This is a genomic window from Pseudomonas sp. ABa2, assembly GCF_056676075.1.
On the sequence record NZ_CM155239.1, the window covers coordinates 3031962 to 3053696 of the forward strand.

Here is a 21735-nt window from a genome sequence, read left to right on the forward strand (position 1 = left end):
ATCACGACAATCGTGCGTCAGACCTCGAACTCGGCCTGCAGCGCGGCGCGTACGCAGTAGAGCACCGTCTCCTCGACCCGCCCGGCGAACAGCGGGGCGATCTCGCTCACCGCCGGCAGCTCGCCCTCGCCGTCGAGGAAGGCCTCCTGGATCTCGCCGAGCAGCTCTTCCGGCAGATCCAGCGCCTGCTCCAGCGACAGCTGCTGCTGGCCGATGGCCTCGGCCAGCAGGCTGTAGACGTTCTTCTCGCTGCAGCCGAGTTGGCCGGCGATCTGCGTCGGGGTCATGCCGGCGCGGGCCAGGCTGACCAACTCATAACGCAGGTCGGCCACCGGCGCCTCCTGCGCGGCGCCGCCCAGCACTTCGAGGAAGGCCTGGCCATAGCGCTCCAGCTTGCGTGCGCCGACGCCGCTGACCTGGGCCATCTCGCTCAGCGAGCCGGGCTGGCTGCGCAGCATCTCCAGCAAGGTGGCATCGGGGAAGATCACGTAGGGCGGCACGCTGTGCTCCTCGGCCAGTTTGCGCCGCAAGCTGCGCAGCGCCTCCCACATCTCCCGTTCGTGACTGCGCACCAACTGGCTGGCGGCGCTGCTGGAGGCCTTGGCGGTCTGCGCCGGCTTGGGTTCGCGGCGCAGCTGCAAACCGACCTCGCCGCGCAACAGCGGCCTGCAGGCCTCGCTCAGACGCAGGCCGCCGAAGCCCTCCAGGTCGACGTCGGCCAGGCCGCGGGCGACCAGCTGGCGGAACAGGGTGCGCCACTCGACCTCGGAGAGCGCCTTGCCGACGCCGAATACCGTCAGGTGCTGGTGGCCGACGGCGCGGATCTTGTCGTTATCGCGGCCGAGCAGGATGTCCACCAGATGACCGACGCCGTAACGCTGACCGCTGCGGTAGATGGCCGACAGCGCCTGGCGCGCCGGCTCGGTGGCGTCCCAGGTCTCGACGCCGTCGATGCAGTTGTCGCAATGGCCGCAGGGCTGCGCCAGTTCCTCGTCGAAATAGCCCAGCAGCACCTGGCGACGGCAGCGGGTTTCCTCGCACAGGGCGAGCATGGCGTCGAGCTTGTGCTGCTCGATGCGCTTGTGGCGATCGTCGCCCTCGGAGTTGTTGAGCATCTGCTTGAGGAAGATCACGTCCTGCAGGCCGTAGGCCATCCAGGCATCGGCGGGCAGACCGTCGCGGCCGGCGCGGCCGGTTTCCTGGTAGTAGGCCTCCAGCGACTTGGGCAGGTCGAGGTGGCAGACGAAGCGCACGTTGGGCTTGTCGATGCCCATGCCGAAGGCGATGGTCGCCACCATGATCAAGCCTTCCTCGTTGAGAAAGCGCTTCTGGTGATAGGCGCGCAACTCGTTGGGCAGGCCGGCGTGATAGGGCAGCGCCGGAAAGCCCTGGCTGCTGAGAAAGTCGGCGACCTCCTCGACCTTCTTGCGCGACAGGCAGTAGACGATGCCGGCATCGCCCTTGCGCGCGGCGAGAAAGCCCAGCAGCTGCTTGCGCGGCTGATCCTTGGGCAGGATGCGGTAGAAGATGTTCGGCCGGTCGAAGCTCGACAGAAAGCGCTCGGCGTTCTGCAGGTGCAGGCGCTGGACGATTTCCTCGCGGGTGCGCTTGTCCGCGGTGGCGGTCAGGGCGATGCGCGGCACCTGCGGGAACAGCTCGGCGAGCTGGCCGAGCTGCAGGTACTCGGGGCGGAAATCGTGGCCCCATTGCGACACGCAGTGCGCCTCGTCGATGGCGAACAGGGCGATCTCCAGGCCCTGCAGGAAGCTCAGCATGCGCGGCTGCACCAGGCGCTCGGGCGCCAGGTAGAGCATCTTGATCTCGCCGCGGCGGATGCGCTCGGCGATCTCGCGCTGCTCGTCATTGCTCAGCGTGGAGTTCAGCGCCACCGCGGCCACGCCCAGCTCGTCGAGGGTGGCGACCTGATCGTCCATCAGCGCGATCAGCGGCGAGACGATCACCGCCAGGCCGTCGCGCAACAGCCCCGGCACCTGGTAGCACAGCGACTTGCCGCCGCCGGTGGGCATCAGCACCAGGGCATCGCCGCCGCCGGCCACGCGCTCGATGATCGCGGCCTGATTGCCGCGGAAGGCGTCGTAACCGAATACGTCTTTGAGGATGCGCTGGGCGTGGTCGAGCATGAAGGCCTCCGAATCGAGCCGCGCATTATGCCGCAGGATTGCCGGCAACAGGGCGCCAGCCTGTCCGAAGCCGGGCTTTTGCCCTCGCCAGGCCCGCCGCTATGGCCGCTGGGGCGGCGGTGGACTAGAATCCAGCCTCGTTTACTCCTTCAAGGTAGCCCCACGATGTCCTTCGCCGAGCAACTGTCCCGCCTGCAAGCCTTTCTCGATGCCGATGAGCTGCACGAAGAGGCGTTGGACTACGTGGCCGCTCATGGCTACCTGACCGCCCTGGCGATCTGCCCGGACCAGGTGCCCGAGCGCGAGTGGATCGACGCCCTGTTCGCCGAACCGCCGCACTACCGCAGCGAGGCCGAGCGCGAGGAGATCGAGAACACCCTGATTCACCTCAAGGCGCATATCGCCCGCCAACTGGCCGGCGAGGAAGAGCCGGAGCTGCCCTGCGAGCTGGACCTGGGCGAGGACCCGGACGACTCCGACCTGCGCGGCTGGTGCATCGGCTTCATGGAAGGCGTGTTCCTGCGCGAGGCGGTGTGGTTCGAGGACGCCGAAGACGAGGTCAGCGAGCTGCTGCTGCCGATCATGGTCGGTTCCGGTCTGTTCGACGAGCAAGCGGAGTTCGCCGAGATCGCCCGCGACCGCGACCTGGTCGACAGCATGATCGACCAGATTCCCGAGCTGCTCACCGCACTCTTCCTGCTGTGCCAGGCGCCGGAGGAAAAACCCGCGCTGCTCAAGCCCCGCCAGCACTGATCCCGCGGGCCGGGGCCAGGCGCCCCGGCCGGCGTCCGTCCGGGCCCGAAGATGCCTCGCGAAATCCAGGAAAGCCGTCACCGCGGTCTTCGCTACCTGCTGCTGGCACTGGGCTGGCTGTGCGTGGCGCTGGGGGTGATCGGCATCTTCCTGCCGGTGCTGCCGACCACCCCCTTCCTGCTGCTGGCCGCCGCCTGCTTCGTGCGCAGCTCGCGGCGTTTCTACATCTGGCTGGTCACCCACCCGCGTCTGGGGCCCTGGATTCGCGACTACCTCGACGGCCAGGGCATTCCGCTCAAGGGCAAGGTCTACGCGCTGGTGCTGATGTGGGCGAGCATCGCCCTGTCCTGCTACCTGGTGCCCCTGCCCTGGGCACGCACCTTCATGCTCACCAGCGCGGTGCTGGTCAGCCTGTATATCCTCAAGCAGAAAACCCTGCCCAATCCCTGACGCCAGGCTGTTCTCACGCCCCTGCGCCCCGGCGTAGCCCGGATGCAATCCGGGAGGCCGTTCCCCCGGATTGCATCCGGGCTGCAGTCTGAATTTCGTCCCGGCCACGGGGCAAATCGCCAGCGCGTCGCCTAGACTTCAGCCGATCGAAGCGGAGATGCAGCCCCATGCGGCCACGGCAGCGCATTCAGGGATGGCAACGGCGTCTGCTGATCCTCTGGGTCGGCGGCGGGCTGTTGGCCGGCCTGGCCCTGGCCAACTGGGACTTCGCCCTGGTTCTGCGCAACGCCGAGAACCGCTACGGCAGCCTCGGCGCCGCCAAGCAGCGCATCCTCGACTGGGACGCGCTGATCAAGAGCAGCGCCGCACTGTCCGAGGCGGACAAGCTCGGCGAGGTCAACCGCTTCTTCAACCGCACCATCCGCTTCACCGACGACATCCGCCTGTGGCAGCAGAACGACTACTGGGCCACCCCTGTCGAGATGCTGGTCAAGGGCGCCGGCGATTGCGAGGACTACTCCATCGCCAAGTACTTCACCCTGCGTCGCCTCGGCATTCCCAGCGAGAAGCTGCGCATCACCTACGTCAAGGCACTGAACTACAACCAGGCGCACATGGTGCTGACCTACTACGCCAGCCCCACCGCCGAGCCGCTAGTGCTGGACAACCTGATCAACGACATCCGCCCTGCCTCGCAGCGCAAGGACCTGCTGCCGGTCTACGCCTTCAACGCCGAAGGCCTCTACCTCGCCGGTTCCAATACCCGCAAGAGCGACACCAAGAAGCTCTCGCGCTGGCAGGACATCCTGAAAAAAATGCGTGCGGAGGGCTTCGCCATCGGCGATGGCTAGGAGGAAAGATCCATGTCCCTACTCAAGCAGCTGTTTCTCGCCATCTGCCTGTTCCTGGTGGTGGCCTTCACCGGCAGCTTCATCGCCGGGGTGGAGAGCTCGCGCGAACAGCTGATCAGCCAGCTGCGCTCGCACGCCCAGGACGCCGCCACGGCGCTGGGCCTGTCGATGACGCCGCACGTGGACGACCCGGCGATGATCGAGCTGATGGTCAGCTCGATCTTCGACAGCGGCTACTTCGCCAGCATCCGCGTGGTGCGCATCGCCGACGACAGCCTGGTGGTGGAACGGCGCACCACCGTCACCCCGGAGAACGTGCCGCGCTGGTTCGTCGAGCTGGTCGACCTGCGCCCGCAGGGCGGCGATGCGCTGATCATGCGCGGCTGGGAGCAGGCCGCGCGGGTCGAGGTGCTCAGCCATCCGCAGTTCGCCCTGGCCAAGCTGTGGGACAGCGCGCTGGGCAGCCTGCTCTGGCTGCTGCTGTGCGGCCTGGTCAGCGCGGTGCTCGGCGGCTGGCTGCTGCGCACCCAGCTGCGCCCGCTGGACAACATGGTGCAGCAGGCGCAGGCCATCACCCGCCGCGAGTTCCTCACCCTGCCCCGCGTGCCGCGCACCCCGGAACTCAAGCGGGTGGTGCTGGCGATGAACCAGATGGTCGACAAGCTCAAGACGCTGTTCGCCGAAGAAGCCGCGCGCAGCGAGAAGCTGCGCGAGGAGGCCTACCAGGACAGCCTCACCGGCCTGGCCAACCGCCGCCAGTTCGACATCCGCCTGAGCAATCAGCTGGTGGTCAGCGAGCAGCACGCCGACGGCTACCTGCTGCTGCTGCGAGTCAACGACCTCGGCGGCCTCAACCAGCGTCTCGGCGGCCAGCGCACCGACGCCCTGATCGGCGCCCTCGGCGAGCTGCTCAAGCGCCTGCTGGAGGCTCCGGGGCGCAGCGAGTGGCTGGCCGCGCGCAGCCGGGGCGGCGAATTCACCCTGCTCGCCCCAGGTCTGAGCGGCGAGGACGCCGACCAGTTGGCCATCGAACTCAGCCAGGGCCTGGAAAACCTGCGCCAGACCGGTGCCAGCGATTGCGATCCGGTCGCGCATATCGGTATCGCCGCGTTTCGCCCGGGCGAGGAACCCGGCACGGTGCTCGGCCGCGCCGACCAGGCGCTGGCCCAGGCGCAGAGCAATGCGGACAAATGCTGGGAACGCCTCGACGACTTCACCGCGCAGAGCGGCCAGGGCCTGCACGACTGGCGCAGCTGGATCGACGATGCGCTGAACAAGGGCAAGCTGCAGCTATATTTCCAGCCGGTGGTCGAGTGCGCCGCGCGCGAGCGCCTGCTGCAACGCAAGGTGCTGGCGCGCCTGCTCGACCCGCAGGGCGAGGCCATCGCCGCCGGGCGCTTCCTGCCCTGGATCGAGCGCCTGGGCTGGGCCGCGCGCTTCGACCTGGCGATGCTCGAACACAGCTTCGCCCACCTGGCGCTACACCCCGAGCCGCTGGCCCTGAGCCTGTCCGCCGCGACCCTGCGCGATGCGCCGAGCAAGGCCAAGCTGCTGGCCATGCTCAAGAGCCACCCCGAGGCGGCGCAGCTGATGACCCTGGAGGTGGACGAGCGTCACCTGCCACCGCCGGCAGAGCTGGAAGCCCTGAGCCAGAGCGTGCGCGAGGCCGGCTTCAGCCTGGGCCTGCAGCACTTCGGCGGCCGCTTCAGCCTGATCGGCAACCTCACCCACCTCGGCCTGGCCTACCTGAAGATCGACGGCACCTACATCCGCGCCATCGACCAGGAAAGCGACAAGCGCCTGTTCATCGAGGCGATCTTCCGCGCCACCAACAGCATCGATTTGCCGCTGATCGCCGAGATGGTGGAAACCGAGGGGGAATTGCGCGTGCTCGAGGAGCTCGGCGTGCATGGCGCCATGGGCCGCCTGATCGGTGCGCCGGCGCCCTGGCAATAGGCGCCCAGGCTATCCGTCAGCGCCGGGTGGCGAAGGTAGGGACTCACGGCCCGGACGCAATCCGGGGAGGTCAGCGGGGCTCCCCGATATTCTCGGGCTGCATCCGGGCCAGACTCACACCAGATTGTGTTCGTCGTCGCCGAGCAGGCCGCTCAGGCCCTCGATCTCGGCTCGCGCGATGGCACGCTGGTCGAGCTTCTGCCGCGCCGCTTCGGGCAGGTCGGTGTAGCGGATCACGCCGCGCTCGACCAGCACGCTGACCACGTCTTCCAGCACGCGCACCAGCTCCAGGTCGGACTGTTTGAGGCTGTCCAGACGCGCCTTGACCTCTTCCTTGGCCGCCAACCAGGTCTGCAGCTCGTCGCTCTCGACCGCCAGGTTTTCCGTCATTCCCTCGAAGGGCTCGTATTCGACCCGCAGCAACCGCCCCGCGGCGTCGCGCTGTACATAGACCATGCCTGCTCTCTCCTGGCCAAAAAAAACCCGCTACCTGCAAAGGTAGCGGGTCGATCATATAAGCGAAGGTCAGACGGTATCTACATTTAACGTGCCGTCGTTAAGCATGGCCAGGATCACGCTACCGGTGTCGCCACCGGCACCGTAGCCGCCGACGCCGCTCGCGCCGAGCAGATTGACGTCCTGCAGCACGATGGTCTGGTCCGGATTGGTGAAGTCGCCGGTTCCGCTGGTGCTGACCTTGATCGTGGTATCCAGAGCAGCGCCACCGACCCCGCCAAGGGCGCTGGAGGTGATCTCCAGATAGTTCAACAGGTTGCCGATATCGCCGACAGTGCCGTGCTCCCCGATCAGCAGGTCGGAAAGATCCAGCCGATCGCCATTGCTCGCACCGTTGAAGTTGCGGGTGAAGTTGAGCAGGGTATCGGTGCCACCATCGGCATCGCCGTTGAGCCAGAGGAAGGTGTCCTTGCCATCGCTGTTGCTTGCCGAGCCGCCGCTCATGGTGTCATTGCCGCGGCCGCCGATCAGCACATCGTTGCCACCGCCACCATAAAGGCCGTCATTGCCCAGCAACCCGCTGAGGACGTTGTTCTGCCCACCCCCAGCCAGCATGTCGCCATGCTGGGAACCGATGAGGTTCTCGATGCTGCTCAGCACATCTCCCGCGGCGCCCCCGCCGACGTTACTGCCGCCACTGGCATTGCCCGAGTTGTTGAGCGTGACGCTGACCCCGCTGGATGCATCGATGTAGCTGGCGGTGTCGTTGCCGCTCCCGCCATTCAGCTCGTCACCGCCGGCACCGCCGACCAGGATGTCGTTACCCTCGCCGCCATTGAGCGTGTCATCACCGCCATTGCCGATGAGGATATCGTCGCCGCTGTTGCCATTGAGGGTACTGCCGCTGTTGCCGTCGATGAGTATCTCGTCGAGGAAGCCCCCGTTCAGCGGGCCGCTGCCGTCCACATCGACGACCGTGACCTTGGCATTGGCACTCTGGCCGCCGGCCTGGCTTTGGTAGACGAAGGACTCGCCGTCGTTCGCCCCCGAAATCGAGGTCGAGGCACTGGCCCGCGTTGCCGTCAGGCCTGCCGCCGAGACGATGCTGGTGATGGCCTGGATCGAGCTGTTGGGGCCGCTGTCGTTGGCCAGCAAGGCCCAGTCCGGGATATCGAAACTGCCGCTGCGCGAAACCACGAAGTCATCGCGCGCCACCATCGGGCCATCGGCCGGATCGACCGTGATGGTCAAGGTCGCCAGGCTGCTGAGGTCGCCATCTTTGTCGACCAGAACAAAGCCGACCTGCTGGCTCATGCCACTGCCGACATTCGCCGCGGAGACATAGGTGTATTCGCCGCTGGCCATGTTGACCGTCAACATGGCACCGGCAGCCAGCGCCAGGCTCAGCATCATGCCATTGACCGTGCTGCCGTCCGAGCCGGTTATAGTGGGGTTGGGACCGACATTGAAGGTGTAGGTCACGCCATTGACCACCACCGACTTGACCCGCCCGCCATCGGCGCCGAAGCCATTGACGCCATCGGTGAGGCTACCGCTGATCGGCGTCGACTGCGCGGTCTGCACCAGCACGCTCTCCAGATCGGCGAAATCGTTCACGGCAATGGCGTTGGCGTTGCTGGCGCTCGTGCCGTCGTAGGCAATCGGGTCAAGCTGGTCGTTGTTGCTGAAATTGCCGGGCGGGTTGTCGTTGACCTCTGCCGCCGGCCCCATGCCCAGGGCATAGGACTTGACCTTGTTGGTATTGAGGAAGTTGACCCAGGTGGCTTCCTCGCTGGCATTGATACCCGCACTGCCGCTCGGCTGATTGGGGATACCGTCGGAGAGGAAGTACGAGACGTTCTGCAATGGCTCGCCCGGATTATCGAGCAGCGTCAGTTTGCCTGCCGAAGCCCAAGCGGAAATCGCAGTGCTCAGCGCCGCATCGTAGTTGGTCGTAGCACTGTCGGGCGATTCCGGGAAACCGATCACCGCGGCCTTGGCCTGATCCACCGTCAGCCACAGGGTGCCGAAGGCGGAGGCGGAATTGGCGAACGTCACCAACCGCACCTTCACCTCGCCCATTGCCTCGTACTGCTCAAGCAGCTCGAGCACCGCCAACTTCGAGGCCTCCAGGCGCGACAGCCCACCAAAGTCAGCCGGGTCATTCATGCTGCCGGACACATCCAGCACGATCAGCAGGTTGGTGTTGACGTCGCCCGATGCCTCGCGGCTCTGACTGAGGTCCTGCGCCAGCGGCGAATCGTCGTCCACGGAAATTTCCAAGACGCCCTGCGCCGTCGAACCATTGCCATCGACCATCTCGTAGTCGAACTGGAAGTTCAGGTTGTTCTCCACGCTTCCGGAGACAGGCGCAGCATGATCCAGCGGCTTGAACAGCTGGAACTGGAAGGCCCCGGTGGCCGGGTTGGTGAGCGTGACGGTAAAGACCGGCTGCCCGCCACCCACGATCTGCGCGGTCAGCACCTGACCATTGGGGCTGACCTGGTATTCGACGGCCTGGCCGCCGGAGGTGATGGTGGGCAGCCCGTCGGGCAGCCAGGTGAAGCTGCCGAAACCATCGTTGCCGTAGTCGTAGCCGAGGCTGCCGCTGGCCGTTGTCGCGGCGCCGTCGTCGTCCTCGACGCCGCCGATGATGCCGCCGGCCAGGCCCTCTTCGTCGACCAGGTCGAAGACATAGCCGCCGGAGGGCACGTCGTCGACAAAGCAGACGTCCAGCTGGGTGCTGACCACGTCGTTATCGCCATCGACGACATCGACCTGGAACGAAAGATCCAGATCAGGCGGCAGGAACTGCTGTTCCAGCGTGATTTCCTGGATGCGATAGTCGCCAGCGTTGGAGCCGAAGGTCAGCTTGATGAAGCCGCCGGACAGCGCGGCCGCAGTGCCGGTGGTAAACACCGAATCGGCCAGATTGAAGCCGAACTGCGAACTCTCCGAACCCTGGCCGTTGTACGTACCGGCGGCCACCAGGTTGTTGCTGCCGTCGTAGGCCTGCCAGTACAACTGATCGCCGGACGACAACTTCTGCACATCCACCACGGCCGAGTAGACCGTGGCACTGAAGGCCATGTGCAACTGTTCGCCCACGTCGATCAGGTTGTTGCCGCCGACGCCGACGCCCTGATTGGAGGGATTGACCAGGCCGTTGCCGGTTAGCGTGACCGACAAGCCCTCGCCGCTCTGTACCAAGAAAGACGGCTGCGGCTGGCCGGCCTCGATGGCCTGCAGATCGAAGTCCGCGGTGGTCACCGGGCGCGCATTGACGATGGTCAGCTCGTAGTTGTTGCCATTGCCAAGCGCATTGGGGTCGTCGTAGACGGTGAGGACGAAGAACACCTCGCCACTGGCATCGCCGACCGTAGCGGTCAGCGTGGATACCCCGCCCTGCTTGACCACGGTGTAGAACAGCCCGTCAGCGGTCGGGCCGGCATTGGCGGAGAGATCGAAACCACCGCCGTCGCTGCCATAGTCGGCCTGGATGACGCCCTGGGTGCTAAACCCATCGACCTCCTCGATTTCGGCGCAGTCCGGCGGCGTGACGCTGGGGCCGTCGTCCTCGAAGACGATCTTCCCGCCGATGCCCACCTTGGAGGTGGCCACGTCGTTGTCGCCATCGGTGACCTTCAGCACCGCTTCGATCTTGCCAGCCAGGTCGACCGATTCGTCATAGTCGTTCGGCGAGGTCGGGTGTTTCAGCGAGTCGTACTGCGCCACCGTGACCTTGCCTGCCGCATCGATGCTCACCGCGAAGATCACGGTGCCGCTGGCACCGCCTACCCGACCGGTGATGCTGCCGTCGCTTTCCTGGTGCAGGGTGATCGGCTGGCCGCTGGTGGTCATCAGCCCGGAGTTGGCATCCACCACGCTCAGGCTCAGTTGCACCGTCGCGCCTTCGTCGTCGGAGCCGACATCGGCGGTGACCACATTGACCAGGTTGCCGCTGGTCAAGCCAATCGGCGTGCCGTAGCCCCCCGGGAACGGGTTGCCGGACACGTCATCGTCCGTCGCCGCATTGCCGTCCAGCGGGTCGACACCGAGCGACTCGTCCAGGGTCAGTTTGACCTGGCCGTTCAGGGCGAGTTTGGCGCTGGGGCCGTCGTCCTCGAAGACGATCTTCCCGCCGATGCCCACCTTGGAGGTGGCCACGTCGTTGTCGCCATCGGTGACCTTCAACACCGCCTCGATCTTGCCAGCCAGGCCGACCGATTCGTCATAGTCGTTCGGTGAGGTCGGGTGTTTCAGCGAGTCGTACTGCGCCACCGTGACCTTACCGGCCGCATCGATGCTCACCGCGAAGATCACGGTGCCGCTGGCACCGCCTACCCGGCCGGTGATGCTGCCGTCGCTTTCCTGGTGCAGGGTGATCGGCTGGCCGCTGGTGGTCATCAGCCCGGAGTTGGCATCCACCACGCTCAGGCTCAGTTGTACCGTCGCGCCTTCGTCATCGGAGCCGACATCGGCGGTGACCACGTTGACCAGGTTGCCGCTGGTCAAGCCAATCGGCGTGCCGTAGCCCCCGGGAACGGGTTGCCGGACACGTCATCGTCCGTCGCTGCATTGCCGTCCAGCGGGTCGACACCGAGCGACTCGTCCAGGGTCAGTTTGACCTGGCCGTTCAGGGCGAGTTTGGCGCTGGGGCCGTCGTCCTCGAAGACGATCTTCCCGCCGATGCCCACCTTGGAGGTGGCCACGTCGTTGTCGCCATCGGTGACCTTCAACACCGCCTCGATCTTGCCAGCCAGGTCGACCGATTCGTCATAGTCGTTCGGTGAGGTCGGGTGTTTCAGCGAGTCGTACTGCGCCACCGTGACCTTGCCGGCCGCATCGATGCTCACCGCGAAGATCACGGTGCCGCTGGCACCGCCTACCCGGCCGGTGATGCTGCCGTCGCTTTCCTGGTGCAGGGTGATCGGCTGGCCGCTGGTGGTCATCAGCCCGGAGTTGGCATCCACCACGCTCAGGCTCAGTTGCACCGTCGCGCCTTCGTCATCGGAGCCGACATCGGCGGTGACCACATTGACCAGGTTGCCGCTGGTCAAGCCAATCGGCGTGCCGTAGCCCCCGGGAACGGGTTGCCGGACACGTCATCGTCCGTCGCCGCATTGCCGTCCAGCGGGTCGACACCGAGCGACTCGTCCAGGGTCAGTTTGACCTGGCCGTTCAGGGCGAGTTTGGCGCTGGGGCCGTCGTCCTCGAAGACGATCTTCCCGCCGATGCCCACCTTGGAGGTGGCCACGTCGTTGTCGCCATCGGTGACCTTCAACACCGCCTCGATCTTGCCAGCCAGGTCGACCGATTCGTCATAGTCGTTCGGTGAGGTCGGGTGTTTCAGCGAGTCGTACTGCGCCACCGTGACCTTACCGGCCGCATCGATGCTCACCGCGAAGATCACGGTGCCGCTGGCACCGCCTACCCGGCCGGTGATGCTGCCGTCGCTTTCCTGGTGCAGGGTGATCGGCTGGCCGCTGGTGGTCATCAGCCCGGAGTTGGCATCCACCACGCTCAGGCTCAGTTGTACCGTCGCGCCTTCGTCATCGGAGCCGACATCGGCGGTGACCACGTTGACCAGGTTGCCGCTGGTCAAGCCAATCGGCGTGCCGTAGCCCCCGGGAACGGGTTGCCGGACACGTCATCGTCCGTCGCTGCATTGCCGTCCAGCGGGTCGACACCGAGCGACTCGTCCAGGGTCAGTTTGACCTGGCCGTTCAGGGCGAGTTTGGCGCTGGGGCCGTCGTCCTCGAAGACGATCTTCCCGCCGATGCCCACCTTGGAGGTGGCCACGTCGTTGTCGCCATCGGTGACCTTCAACACCGCCTCGATCTTGCCAGCCAGGTCGACCGATTCGTCATAGTCGTTCGGTGAGGTCGGGTGTTTCAGCGAGTCGTACTGCGCCACCGTGACCTTGCCGGCCGCATCGATGCTCACCGCGAAGATCACGGTGCCGCTGGCACCGCCTACCCGGCCGGTGATGCTGCCGTCGCTTTCCTGGTGCAGGGTGATCGGCTGGCCGCTGGTGGTCATCAGCCCGGAGTTGGCATCCACCACGCTCAGGCTCAGTTGTACCGTCGCGCCTTCGTCGTCGGAGCCGACATCGGCGGTGACCACGTTGACCAGGTTGCCGCTGGTCAAGCCAATCGGCGTGCCGTAGCCCCCCGGGAACGGGTTGCCGGACACGTCATCGTCCGTCGCCGCATTACCATCCAGCGGATCGACGCCGAGCGACTCGTCCAGGGTCAGTTTGACCTGGCCGTTCAGGGCGAGCTTGGCGATTGGACCGTCGTCGTCAAAGCCCAGGATCGAGCCCTGGCCATCGGCCAACACTATCTTTTTCGTCGCTGTGACCGAGTCACCATCGCCATCGACCCGGGTCACGCTGTACTGCAGCCCCAGGCTCGCGCCCTGGCCGGTCAGCAACAGATCCAGCTGCTCGTCGAACGCCGTATTGTCCCCATGCCTGATGGACTCATACAGCGTGGTCTGCAGTTGCGCACCACTGCCGGTATCGACGATTGCCAAACGGAACACTACATCGCCGTCGGCGTCGACGCCGATCACATCCGCACCATCCATTTCCAGGTGGATGGCGCTGCCGCTGGTGGAAAACAGGTTGGTCGTCAGCGAAGCACCCGAGGCGATGCCGACAAAGCTCAGGCTGCCGCTCAAGCTGGATTCGCCATCGGCGCCAGCACTGCCGGTGACGCTGAACAGGCTTACCAACCCGCCATTGCCGACGTTGGTGGTGACACGCCCCAGGTAATCGTCAGGCGCGACCGGATCGTCGGTGTTGCCATCGGCCGTCTCGCCCGGAGCGGCACGCTCGGCACCGACGGTTTCGTCCAGATTCATCGACAACTGCCTGGCGGCATCGGGGCCTACGAGGTCAATGTTCAGCGTGGGCACATCGTCCTGCACGTTGATCACGAACAGGCCGCCGGCACCCTGCGGAATCTCCAGGGGGTCACCGTCGCCATCGGTGATTTTCAGCAACTGGGTAAAGTCGATGCCAAAGGCCCCGCCCGACGACCACAGCTCGTTGTCGTCACCATTTTGCAACGGATGGTCGATCGGCCCCTGCAGGGTGAAGGTGAAGTCGCCGTCGGCCTCCACCACCAGGCTGAACACCGGATAGCCGCCCGCTGCCGTAGCCGTCAGCGTGGTGCTGACCAGGTTGCCGGCGCCGTCGAACTGCTCGGTCACCAGGTAAATCAGTGGCTCGCCACCGGAGGTCAGGCCCTGGGCGTTCAACAAGTCCGCGGCAGCGCCCGAATCGACCAGGCTGAAGTCGCCAGGACCATCGGCGCCGAAGGCCACCAGCGCAGCCAGGCTGGTCGCGCCCAGCGCGGTGCTGACCACCAGTGTCTGGCTGCCCGCATCGGGGTTGCCCTGATGGGGGTTGGTCAACTTGTCCTCATGCACCGTGCCGCCCACCGGCGCCGGGGTCTTGATCGTCCAAGTGGCCTGGATATTCACGTCGTTGTAGTCGTTGTCGCTGTCGCCGTTGTTGACGTCCTCCCAGTTCTGGTTGCCGGGCGCGACATTGTCCTGCACATGGGTCTTGCTCGCCGGGTTGAGCGCAGGGTTGTCGAACAGCACCTGGGCGCCGCCAGCGCCATTGAGTGGCAGGCCGTCGGCAACGGTCTGCCACTGGCCATCGACGAACTGGAAGCTGACCTCGGTGCCGTCGGGCACACCGTTGAAGGCGCCGTTGGGAATGATGAAGAAGCCGATGGAGTCGGGGTCCAGCCCGTGCAGGCTAATGGAGGCGCCGATCTCCAGGAAGGTGGTGTTGCCCCACACCAGCACGCCGCTGACGGGCGTGCCGTCGGCCCCCTTGATGTAGTAGCCGTAGCTGTTGAGGAAGCTGGCATCGCCGCCCTTGTATGTCAGGGTCAGGCAGTGATCGAGGCCGCCTTCCACCAGCGCAGGCACATCGTCCTCGACATTGACGACGAACAGCCCACCAGCCCCTGCCGGCATCTGCAGCGGGTCGCCATCACCATCGGTGGCGGTGATCAACTGGGTAAAGTCGATGCCAAAGCCCTCTGCAGACGTCCACAACTCGTCATCATCGCCATCCTGAACCGGGTGATCGATGGGCCCTTGCAGCTCGAAGCTGAAATCGCCATTGGCCTGCACCACCAGGGTGAATACCGGGTAGCCGCCGGCTGCGGTTGCCGTCAGGGTGGTGCTGAGCAGGTTGCCATCGGGGTCGTAGGCCTCGGTCACCTCGTACACCAGCGGCTCGCCGCCCGAGGTCAGGTTCTGGCCACTGGCACCCAACAGGGCTTCGGCCGTCACCTCATTCACCAGACCGAAACTACCCGGGCCGTCGGCGCCGAAGGCCACCAAAGCGGCCAGGCTGCCCGCACCGCCCGCGGTGCTGATGCTCAGTGTCTGGCTGCCGCCTTCGGCATTGCCGGTATGCGGATTGCTCAGCAGATCCTCGTGAACGGTTCCGCCCACCGCCGGTTGCTGCGGGTTGGGCTCATTGAGGGTCGGCACGTCGTCTTCGATATTGATGACGAACAACCCTTGCGCCTCGGCCAGTCCGTTCAGCGGGTCGCCGTCGCCATCGGTCGCGGTGATCAACTGGGTAAAGTCGATACCCATACCGACAGCCGAGACGAACAATTCGCCGTCGTCACCATCCGCCTCGGGATGATCGATGGGGCCTTGCAGCTCGAAGCTGAAATCACCGTTGGCCTGCACCACCAGGGTGAATACCGGGTAGCCGCCGGCTGCGGTCGCCGTCAGGGTGGTGCTGAGCAGGTTGCCATCGAGGTCGTAGGCCTCGGTCACCTCGTACACCAGCGGCTCGCCGCCCGAGGTCAGGTTCTGGCCACCGGCGCCCAACAGGGCTTCGGCCGTCACCTCATTCACCAGACCGAAACTACCCGGGCCGTCGGCGCCGAAGGCCACCAAAGCGGCCAGGCTGCCCGCACCGCCCGCGGTGCTGATGCTCAGTGTCTGGCTGCCGCCTTCGGCATTGCCGGTATGCGGATTGCTCAGCAGATCCTCGTGAACGGTGCCGCCCACCGCCGGTTGCTGCGGGTTGGGCTCATTGAGGGTCGGCACGTCGTCTTCGACGTCGATGACGAAGCTGCCAGCGTCGAAACCGGCAGCCAGCGGGTCGCCATCGCCGTCGGTGGCCACCAGCAGGCCGGAGAAGTCCAGCGCCAGGCTGTTGTCACCCAGGGTTTCCGAGTCGACGCCATCGGCCTCCGGATGATCCAGCGGGCCCTGCAGGGTGAACAGGTAGCTGCCGTCCGGATTGACCAGCAGGGTAAACACCGGGGCGCCGCCCTCGCCGGCGGTCGCGGTCAGGGTGCTGCCGTCGGCCGAGACGGCGTAGAACAGCTCGACGCCGCCTGAGGTCAGGTTCAGGTCCTGCAGGCCGATCAGCGCACCCGGGTCGGTGCTCAGCTGGAAGCCGCCAGGGCCATCGGCACCGAAGTTGACCAGCGCATCCAGAGCGCCGGGCCCGCCGCTGAGCGTCAGGGTCTGGCCGCCGCCTTCGGAGTTGCCGTTGCTCAGCGCATCTTCATGCACCAGACCGCCCACGGTGGGCCGTTCGCCCGGTGCGCCGACCAGTACCGGCACGTCGTCTTCGACGTCGATGACGAAGCTGCCGGCGTCGAAACCACCCGCCACGGCGTCGCCATCAAAATCGGTCGCTTGCAGAATTCCGGAGAAATCCAGCGCCAGGCTGTTGTCACCCAGGGTTTCCGAGTCGACGCCGTCGGCCTCCGGATGATCCAGCGGCCCCTGCAGGGTGAACAGGTAGCTGCCGTCCGGGTTCACTACCAGGGTGAAAACCGGATTACCGCCCGCCGTGGCAACCAGAGTCGTGCCGTCGGCGGAAACCGAATAGGTCAGCGCCACGCCGCCCGAGGTCAGGCCCAGGGCGATCAGGCTGTCGAGCGCTTCGGCGCTGCCGTTGAGGGAGAAACTGCCGCGGCCATCGGCACCGAAATTGACCAGCGCATCCAGAGCGCCGGGCCCGCCGCTGAGCGTAAGGGTCTGGCCGCCACCTTCCGGGTTGCCGTTGCTCAGCGCGTCTTCGTGCACCAGGCCGCCAACGCTCGGGCGTTCGCCCGGTACGCCCTGCAGTTCCGGGGTGTCGTCGTCGACGCCCAGCGTCAGGCTGCCCACCGCCGTGTTGCCGGCACCATCGGTGATGCTGTAGCCGAACAGGAAGAACAGGTCGTTCTCGTCGCTGCCGCCGGGTTCCGGTGCGGCATGGTCGAGCGGAGCGAACAGGCTGAACTGGTAGGTGCCGGCCGCCAGGTCGGTGAGCTGCAGGGTGAATACCAGGGTTTCGCCGGCAAAGGCGCTGAGGGTCAGGCCATCGGCGCTGACGCTGTAAGTCAGCGAAACACCCTGCGAGCTGATCCCCAGCGCCGCCAGCCCTTCGCTGCTCCAGGCGAAGCTGCCGATGCCATTGGGGCCGAAGCTGTAGCCCAGGGTGCCGGTGACCACCGTGTCTTCGCCGGCCAGATCGTTCGGGCCACCGGCAATCCCACCCGGTAGCCCCTCCTCGTCAACCGCATTGCTGGCCTCACCGGCCACGGGCAGCCCCTCGACCAGTTGAGGCGCGATATCCGGATCGACAATCGGCTCGCCATCGGGGAATTCGGGGCCGGTGCTGAGCCCTTCGGTGGGGAAACCTATTACCGGGTCGAGCGCGCCGCCGACTTCACTGAGCAGCACGAAGGAGTGACCGCCACCGGCGCCGCCTGCACCGCCACCCGCACCAGGGCCGGCGGCGGTGGCTTCGCCTTCGAGGGTCGGGTCGACGCCGGCCTCGATCGCCGCCTGCAGTTGCTCGACGTCGGTCAGGTCGCTGTCGCTGGGAGCGGGAGGCGCTGCATCGGCCGTGGGAGCCTGCGAGGTAGGACTGGAGGCGAGCATCTGCTCGTCGAGCGTCAAACTGCTGTCGCGCCCCAGGGTCAGTTGCTGACCGTTGCTCAGGGCTACCGCGATGGCGCCAGAGGCGCCGGTCAGGAGCTGCTCGCCCGCATAGACCCGATCGCCTTCACTGAGTGGCCGGCGCGATCCATCGCTCGCTACCGCAAAAACCTCGCCGACAACCTGACTGACGACACCAATTAGAGTAGCCATGATTCCATCCTCACTACAGCTGCCGACCACCGTCGACACGTATTGCCAAAGGGGCCAGGACACCTTTTCGAGCGTGAGGTGAGATCAAATCAGCTGACTGAAATGGAACGGCGCAAAACCCTAAAACGCTACTGACAAAAAAATGTCACTACAGCCCGCGTCGAACTACTCCATCAGATGAATCCCCGCCCTGTCGGTGCTTGACCGTCTGTTTTAGCCACGCAAGCCATAGAAAGGCACGAAATACGCAGCTTCTAGGGTCAAACAATGTGCTGCTTTTCACAGAGAACATAAGACTTTTTCCGCATAAGGCTTGTGAAAAATTCTTCTTAGCTTCTCCAAAAGTTGTTCTTAGCTGTGATGTTACAAGCCTGAAACGGTTTATCAGGCAAAAAAGCCATTTTTCTGGCGACAGGATAAGAACATTCTTAAGGAGATACGCCAATGCGCACACTCAACCCCCTATGGAGCGCCATGCTATTGGCGGTTGCCTGCAGCCAGGCGCAAGCCATGAATCTGTCGGAAGCGATCCAGAGCACCCTGGACAACCACCCGGAAATTCATGCGGCTGCCAACAGTCGCCTTTCGTCGGATGAGGATGTGAAGTTCGCCAAGGGCGGCTATCTGCCGACCGTCGACCTGCTGGTCGGCTACGGCCGCGAACAGACCGACAGCCCCAGCACCCGCGCGCTGGGCGATCACAACAAGGAAACCCTGAATTACCGCGATGCCGAGCTGCGCCTGCGGCAGATGCTGTTCGACGGTTTCAACACGCCCAACGAGGTGGCCCGCACCGAGGCGGTGGTCAACTCCCGCGCCTATCGCCTGCTCGGCACGTCCGAGAGCCTGGCCCTGCGCACGGTGGAGGTGTACCTGGATGTGCTGATGCGCCGCGAGATGGTCGAACTGGCCCGCAACAACCTGCAGGCCCACCAGCGCATCCACGACCAGATCGGCCTGCGCAGCCAGCAGGGCGTCGGCAGCACCGCCGACCTCGATCAGTCCGAGGCCCGTCTGGCCCTGGCGCAGAACAACCTCTACACCGAGCAGGTCAACCTGGCCGACGCCGAAGCCAACTTTTTCAGCGCCGTCGGCCGCCTGCCCGATCAGCTCGAATCGCCCGCCACCATCCGCGGCAACATGCCGGCCGACCTGCTGGCCGCGCGGCAGACGGTGATGGACAACAACCCCTTCCTGAAGTCGGCGCAAGCCGACGTGAACGCCGCCGAGAAGCAGTATGAAGTGGCCAAGGCGCCCTTCTACCCGCGTCTAGACCTGGAGCTGGCGACCACCGCCGACGACAACGTGCAAGGCGACGAAGGACACTACAACACCTGGCGCGCCGCCGTGGTGATGAACTACAACCTATTCAACGGCATGCGCGACAAGGCCCGCCTGCAATCGGCCGCGCACCAGATCAACGAGTCCATGGACATCCGCAACAACGCCTTGCGGGTGCTCAACGAGAACCTCTCGCTGGCCTGGAACGCCATGGAAAACGCCCGCCTGCAAACGCCCAAGGCCCGCGACTACGCGGACTACACGGCGCGGGTGCGCGAGGCCTACCAGCAGCAGTTCAGCCTGGGCCAACGCACCCTGCTCGACCTGCTCGACAGCGAGAACGAACTGTTCACCGCCAACCGCCGCTACAGCGAGGTGCGCTTCGGCGAGGAGTTCTCAATGTACCGGGTGATTGCCGCAATGGGTGATCTGCTGCGTCAGCAACAGGTCGTAGTCCCGGCAGAAGCTGTAGCCCTCACCGAGGTGAAGAGCGAGGCGCGTCTGCCGGAAATGAAGTAGTCCCGGCGCAGGAGTAGTAGAACTTGACCACCATGGAACGGCCAGGGCCTGCCAGCGATCCGCGGCTCAGCCACGACGACCCGCTGCTCGACGGCCTGTTGATCCTCTGCCGGCTGCACGGCTGCTCGGTCAGTCGCGGCAGCCTGAGCGCCGGCCTGCCCCTGCCCGAGCAGCGCCTGACCGCCGATCTGCTGCCGCGCGCCGCCGCGCGTGCCGGGCTGCAGGGGCGCCTGCTGTTTCGCGACCTGGCCAGCATCTCCGCACTCAACCTGCCGGTGCTGCTGCTGCTCAAGGATGGCCGCAGCGCCGTGCTGCGCCAATGGGGAGCGAACGGCCAGGCGCAGATCCTGCCGTGCGAGGCCGATGGCGGCGAACAGTGGGTCGCACGCGAGCAACTGGCCGCCGAGTACAGCGGCCAGGCCTTCTTCGCCCGCCCGCGGCACGAGCTGGAGGAAGCACGCACGCCGCTGGTGCCGCGCCTCGAAGCCTGGTTCCGCGACACCCTCAAGCTGTCGCGCTGGCTCTACGCCGATGCGCTGCTGGCCAGCCTGCTGATCAACCTGCTGGGCCTGATGGTGCCGCTGTTCGTCATGCAGACCTACGACCGCGTGGTGCCCAACCAGGCCACCGCCACGCTCTGGGTGCTGGCCGTCGGCCTGCTCATCGGCACCGGCTTCGAGTTGCTGCTCAAGGTGCTGCGCGCGCACCTGCTCGATACCGCCGGCAAGAAGACCGACGTGGTGCTCTCGGCCACCCTGTTCGAGCGCATCACCGGCATGGCGATGAAGGCCCGCCCGGCCAGCGTCGGCGGCTTCGCCCAGAGCATCCACGACTTCCAGGGCCTGCGCGACTTTCTCACCGCGGTGACCCTGACCAGCCTGATCGACCTGCCCTTCTCCTTCCTGATGATCCTGGTGATCTGGCTGATCGGCGACTGGCTGGTGCTGATCCCGCTGCTGGCCTTCCCGCTCACCGCGCTGTTCGCCTTCATCATCCAGATGCGCCTGCGCGACACCGTGGAGAAGAGCCTGCAACTGGCCTCGCAGCGCCAGGCGTTGCTGATCGAGACCCTCGGCGGCCTGGAAACCCTCAAGGCCTGCGGCGCCGAGAGCGAACGCCAGCACCAGTGGGAGAAGACCCACGGCGCCCTCACCCGCCTGGACAGCCACGCGCGCTTTCTCTCGGCGCTAGCCACCAACGGCACCCTGTTCCTCCAGCAGTTCGCCGGCATGGCCACCATAGTCGCCGGGGTCTACGCGATCATCGCCGGCAACCTCAGCGTCGGCGCCCTGGTCGCCTGCTACATGCTCGGCAGCCGCATCCTCGCCCCGCTGGGGCAGATCGCCGGGCTGATCACCCGCTACCAGCAGGCGCGCCTGACCATGACCAGCACCGACGCGCTGATGGCCCTGCCGCAGGAGCGCCAGGACAAGCAGCGGCCGCTGGAGCGCACCCAGCTCAAGGGCGCGCTGGACATCCGCCAGGTCAGCTTCCGCTACCCGGGGCAGAGCGCCCCGGCGTTGAGCAACGTCAGCCTGCACCTGGCCGCCGGCGAACACCTCGGCATCATCGGCCGCAGCGGCTCGGGCAAGAGCACCCTGGCGCGCCTGATCATGGCCTTCTACAGCGCCGACGAGGGGCAGATCCTGCTGGACAACCTCGACCTGCGCCAGCTCGACGTCGCCGACCTGCGCCACCAGATCGGCTACGTCGCCCACGACCTGCCGCTGCTGGCCGGCAGCCTGCGCGACAACCTGACCCTCGGTGCACGCTACGTCAGTGACGCGCGCATGCTCGAAGTGGCCGAACTGACCGGGGTGATCGACCTGGCCCGGCAGCACCCGCAAGGCTTCGACCGCCCGGTGGGCGAGCGCGGCCAGCTGCTCTCCGGCGGACAGCGCCAGGCCGTGCTGCTGGCCCGCGCGCTGCTGCTCGACCCGCCGATCCTGGTGCTCGACGAACCCACCAGCGCCATGGACAACACCAGCGAGGACCTGCTGCGCCAGCGTCTGCACAAATGGGTGCAGGGCAAGACCCTGATCCTCATCACCCACCGCGCTTCGATGCTCAGCCTGGTCGACCGCCTGGCCGTGCTGGACAACGGCCACGTGGTCGCCGACGGACCGAAGGACGCGGTGATCGAAGCACTGCGCAAGGGCCGCGTCGGCCCCTCGCCGAGCTAGGAG

Annotated in this window: 12 protein-coding genes; 6 read left to right on the plus strand and 6 right to left on the minus strand. The window is 65.9% G+C overall.

The features are described 5' to 3' along the window. Positions 1-17: 17 nt before the first annotated feature. Positions 18-2141, minus strand: a complete 2124-nt coding sequence (gene recQ, locus AC1G9C_RS14660) for a DNA helicase RecQ (RefSeq protein WP_480407960.1) — start codon at positions 2139-2141, stop codon at positions 18-20. A gap of 165 nt (positions 2142-2306) precedes the next feature. Between recQ and AC1G9C_RS14665 the strand changes: the two genes are divergently transcribed. From AC1G9C_RS14665 to lapD, 4 genes are all read left to right on the plus strand, one after another. Beyond that, complete coding sequence (locus tag AC1G9C_RS14665; RefSeq protein ID WP_021442245.1) at positions 2307-2894, plus strand: UPF0149 family protein; 588 nt, start codon at positions 2307-2309, stop codon at positions 2892-2894. 51 nt (positions 2895-2945) lie between these two features. Then, positions 2946-3344 (plus strand): YbaN family protein, encoded by a 399-nt coding sequence (locus AC1G9C_RS14670; protein ID WP_397496882.1) that lies wholly within the window; start codon positions 2946-2948, stop codon positions 3342-3344. A 167-nt stretch (positions 3345-3511) separates the two neighbouring features. Continuing rightward, positions 3512-4195: a cysteine protease LapG gene (lapG, locus tag AC1G9C_RS14675; RefSeq protein ID WP_457787471.1), complete on the plus strand. Its 684-nt coding sequence runs from the start codon at positions 3512-3514 to the stop codon at positions 4193-4195. Positions 4196-4207: 12 nt separating this feature from the next. Further along, positions 4208-6151, plus strand: a complete 1944-nt coding sequence (gene lapD, locus AC1G9C_RS14680; protein ID WP_480407961.1) for a cyclic di-GMP receptor LapD — start codon at positions 4208-4210, stop codon at positions 6149-6151. A 114-nt stretch (positions 6152-6265) separates the two neighbouring features. On the opposite strand, the gene AC1G9C_RS14685 is transcribed toward lapD, so the two are convergent. The 5 genes from AC1G9C_RS14685 to AC1G9C_RS14705 all read right to left on the minus strand — a co-directional run bounded on the left by AC1G9C_RS14685 (position 6266) and on the right by AC1G9C_RS14705 (position 17749). Beyond that, on the minus strand, positions 6266-6607 hold the full coding sequence (locus tag AC1G9C_RS14685; RefSeq protein WP_084341476.1) for a tryptophan synthase subunit beta: 342 nt from the start codon (positions 6605-6607) through the stop codon (positions 6266-6268). A 69-nt stretch (positions 6608-6676) separates the two neighbouring features. After that, complete coding sequence (locus tag AC1G9C_RS14690) at positions 6677-11122, minus strand: DUF5801 repeats-in-toxin domain-containing protein (RefSeq protein ID WP_480407962.1); 4446 nt, start codon at positions 11120-11122, stop codon at positions 6677-6679. After that, a complete protein-coding gene (locus AC1G9C_RS14695; protein ID WP_480407963.1) occupies positions 11119-11667 on the minus strand; it encodes a DUF5801 repeats-in-toxin domain-containing protein in 549 nt (182 codons plus the stop codon). The genes AC1G9C_RS14690 and AC1G9C_RS14695 overlap by 4 nt, the downstream gene beginning before the upstream one ends. Further along, positions 11664-12212, minus strand: coding sequence for a DUF5801 repeats-in-toxin domain-containing protein (locus AC1G9C_RS14700; RefSeq protein WP_480407963.1), 549 nt, complete (start codon positions 12210-12212; stop codon positions 11664-11666). The genes AC1G9C_RS14695 and AC1G9C_RS14700 overlap by 4 nt, the downstream gene beginning before the upstream one ends. Next, on the minus strand, positions 12209-17749 hold the full coding sequence (locus AC1G9C_RS14705; protein ID WP_480407964.1) for a retention module-containing protein: 5541 nt from the start codon (positions 17747-17749) through the stop codon (positions 12209-12211). Before AC1G9C_RS14705 ends, AC1G9C_RS14700 begins: the two co-directional genes overlap by 4 nt. A 444-nt stretch (positions 17750-18193) precedes the next feature. Between AC1G9C_RS14705 and AC1G9C_RS14710 the strand changes: the two genes are divergently transcribed. Both AC1G9C_RS14710 and AC1G9C_RS14715 read left to right on the plus strand, forming a co-directional pair. Further along, positions 18194-19549 (plus strand): TolC family outer membrane protein, encoded by a 1356-nt coding sequence (locus AC1G9C_RS14710; RefSeq protein ID WP_457787474.1) that lies wholly within the window; start codon positions 18194-18196, stop codon positions 19547-19549. Positions 19550-19581: 32 nt separating this feature from the next. Next, positions 19582-21732 (plus strand): type I secretion system permease/ATPase, encoded by a 2151-nt coding sequence (locus tag AC1G9C_RS14715; protein WP_480410415.1) that lies wholly within the window; start codon positions 19582-19584, stop codon positions 21730-21732. Positions 21733-21735: the final 3 nt, after the last annotated feature.

Bases quoted from the DNA above. Each gene is read 5' to 3' on its own strand.
- recQ (WP_480407960.1), bottom strand. From the start codon at position 2,141: ATGCTCGACCACGCCCAGCGCATCCTCAAAGACGTATTCGGTTACGAC.
- AC1G9C_RS14665 (WP_021442245.1), top strand. From the start codon at position 2,307: ATGTCCTTCGCCGAGCAACTGTCCCGCCTGCAAGCCTTTCTCGATGCC.
- AC1G9C_RS14670 (WP_397496882.1), top strand. From the start codon at position 2,946: ATGCCTCGCGAAATCCAGGAAAGCCGTCACCGCGGTCTTCGCTACCTG.
- lapG (WP_457787471.1), top strand. From the start codon at position 3,512: ATGCGGCCACGGCAGCGCATTCAGGGATGGCAACGGCGTCTGCTGATC.
- lapD (WP_480407961.1), top strand. From the start codon at position 4,208: ATGTCCCTACTCAAGCAGCTGTTTCTCGCCATCTGCCTGTTCCTGGTG.
- AC1G9C_RS14685 (WP_084341476.1), bottom strand. From the start codon at position 6,607: ATGGTCTATGTACAGCGCGACGCCGCGGGGCGGTTGCTGCGGGTCGAA.
- AC1G9C_RS14705 (WP_480407964.1), bottom strand. From the start codon at position 17,749: ATGGCTACTCTAATTGGTGTCGTCAGTCAGGTTGTCGGCGAGGTTTTT.
- AC1G9C_RS14710 (WP_457787474.1), top strand. From the start codon at position 18,194: ATGCGCACACTCAACCCCCTATGGAGCGCCATGCTATTGGCGGTTGCC.
- AC1G9C_RS14715 (WP_480410415.1), top strand. From the start codon at position 19,582: ATGGAACGGCCAGGGCCTGCCAGCGATCCGCGGCTCAGCCACGACGAC.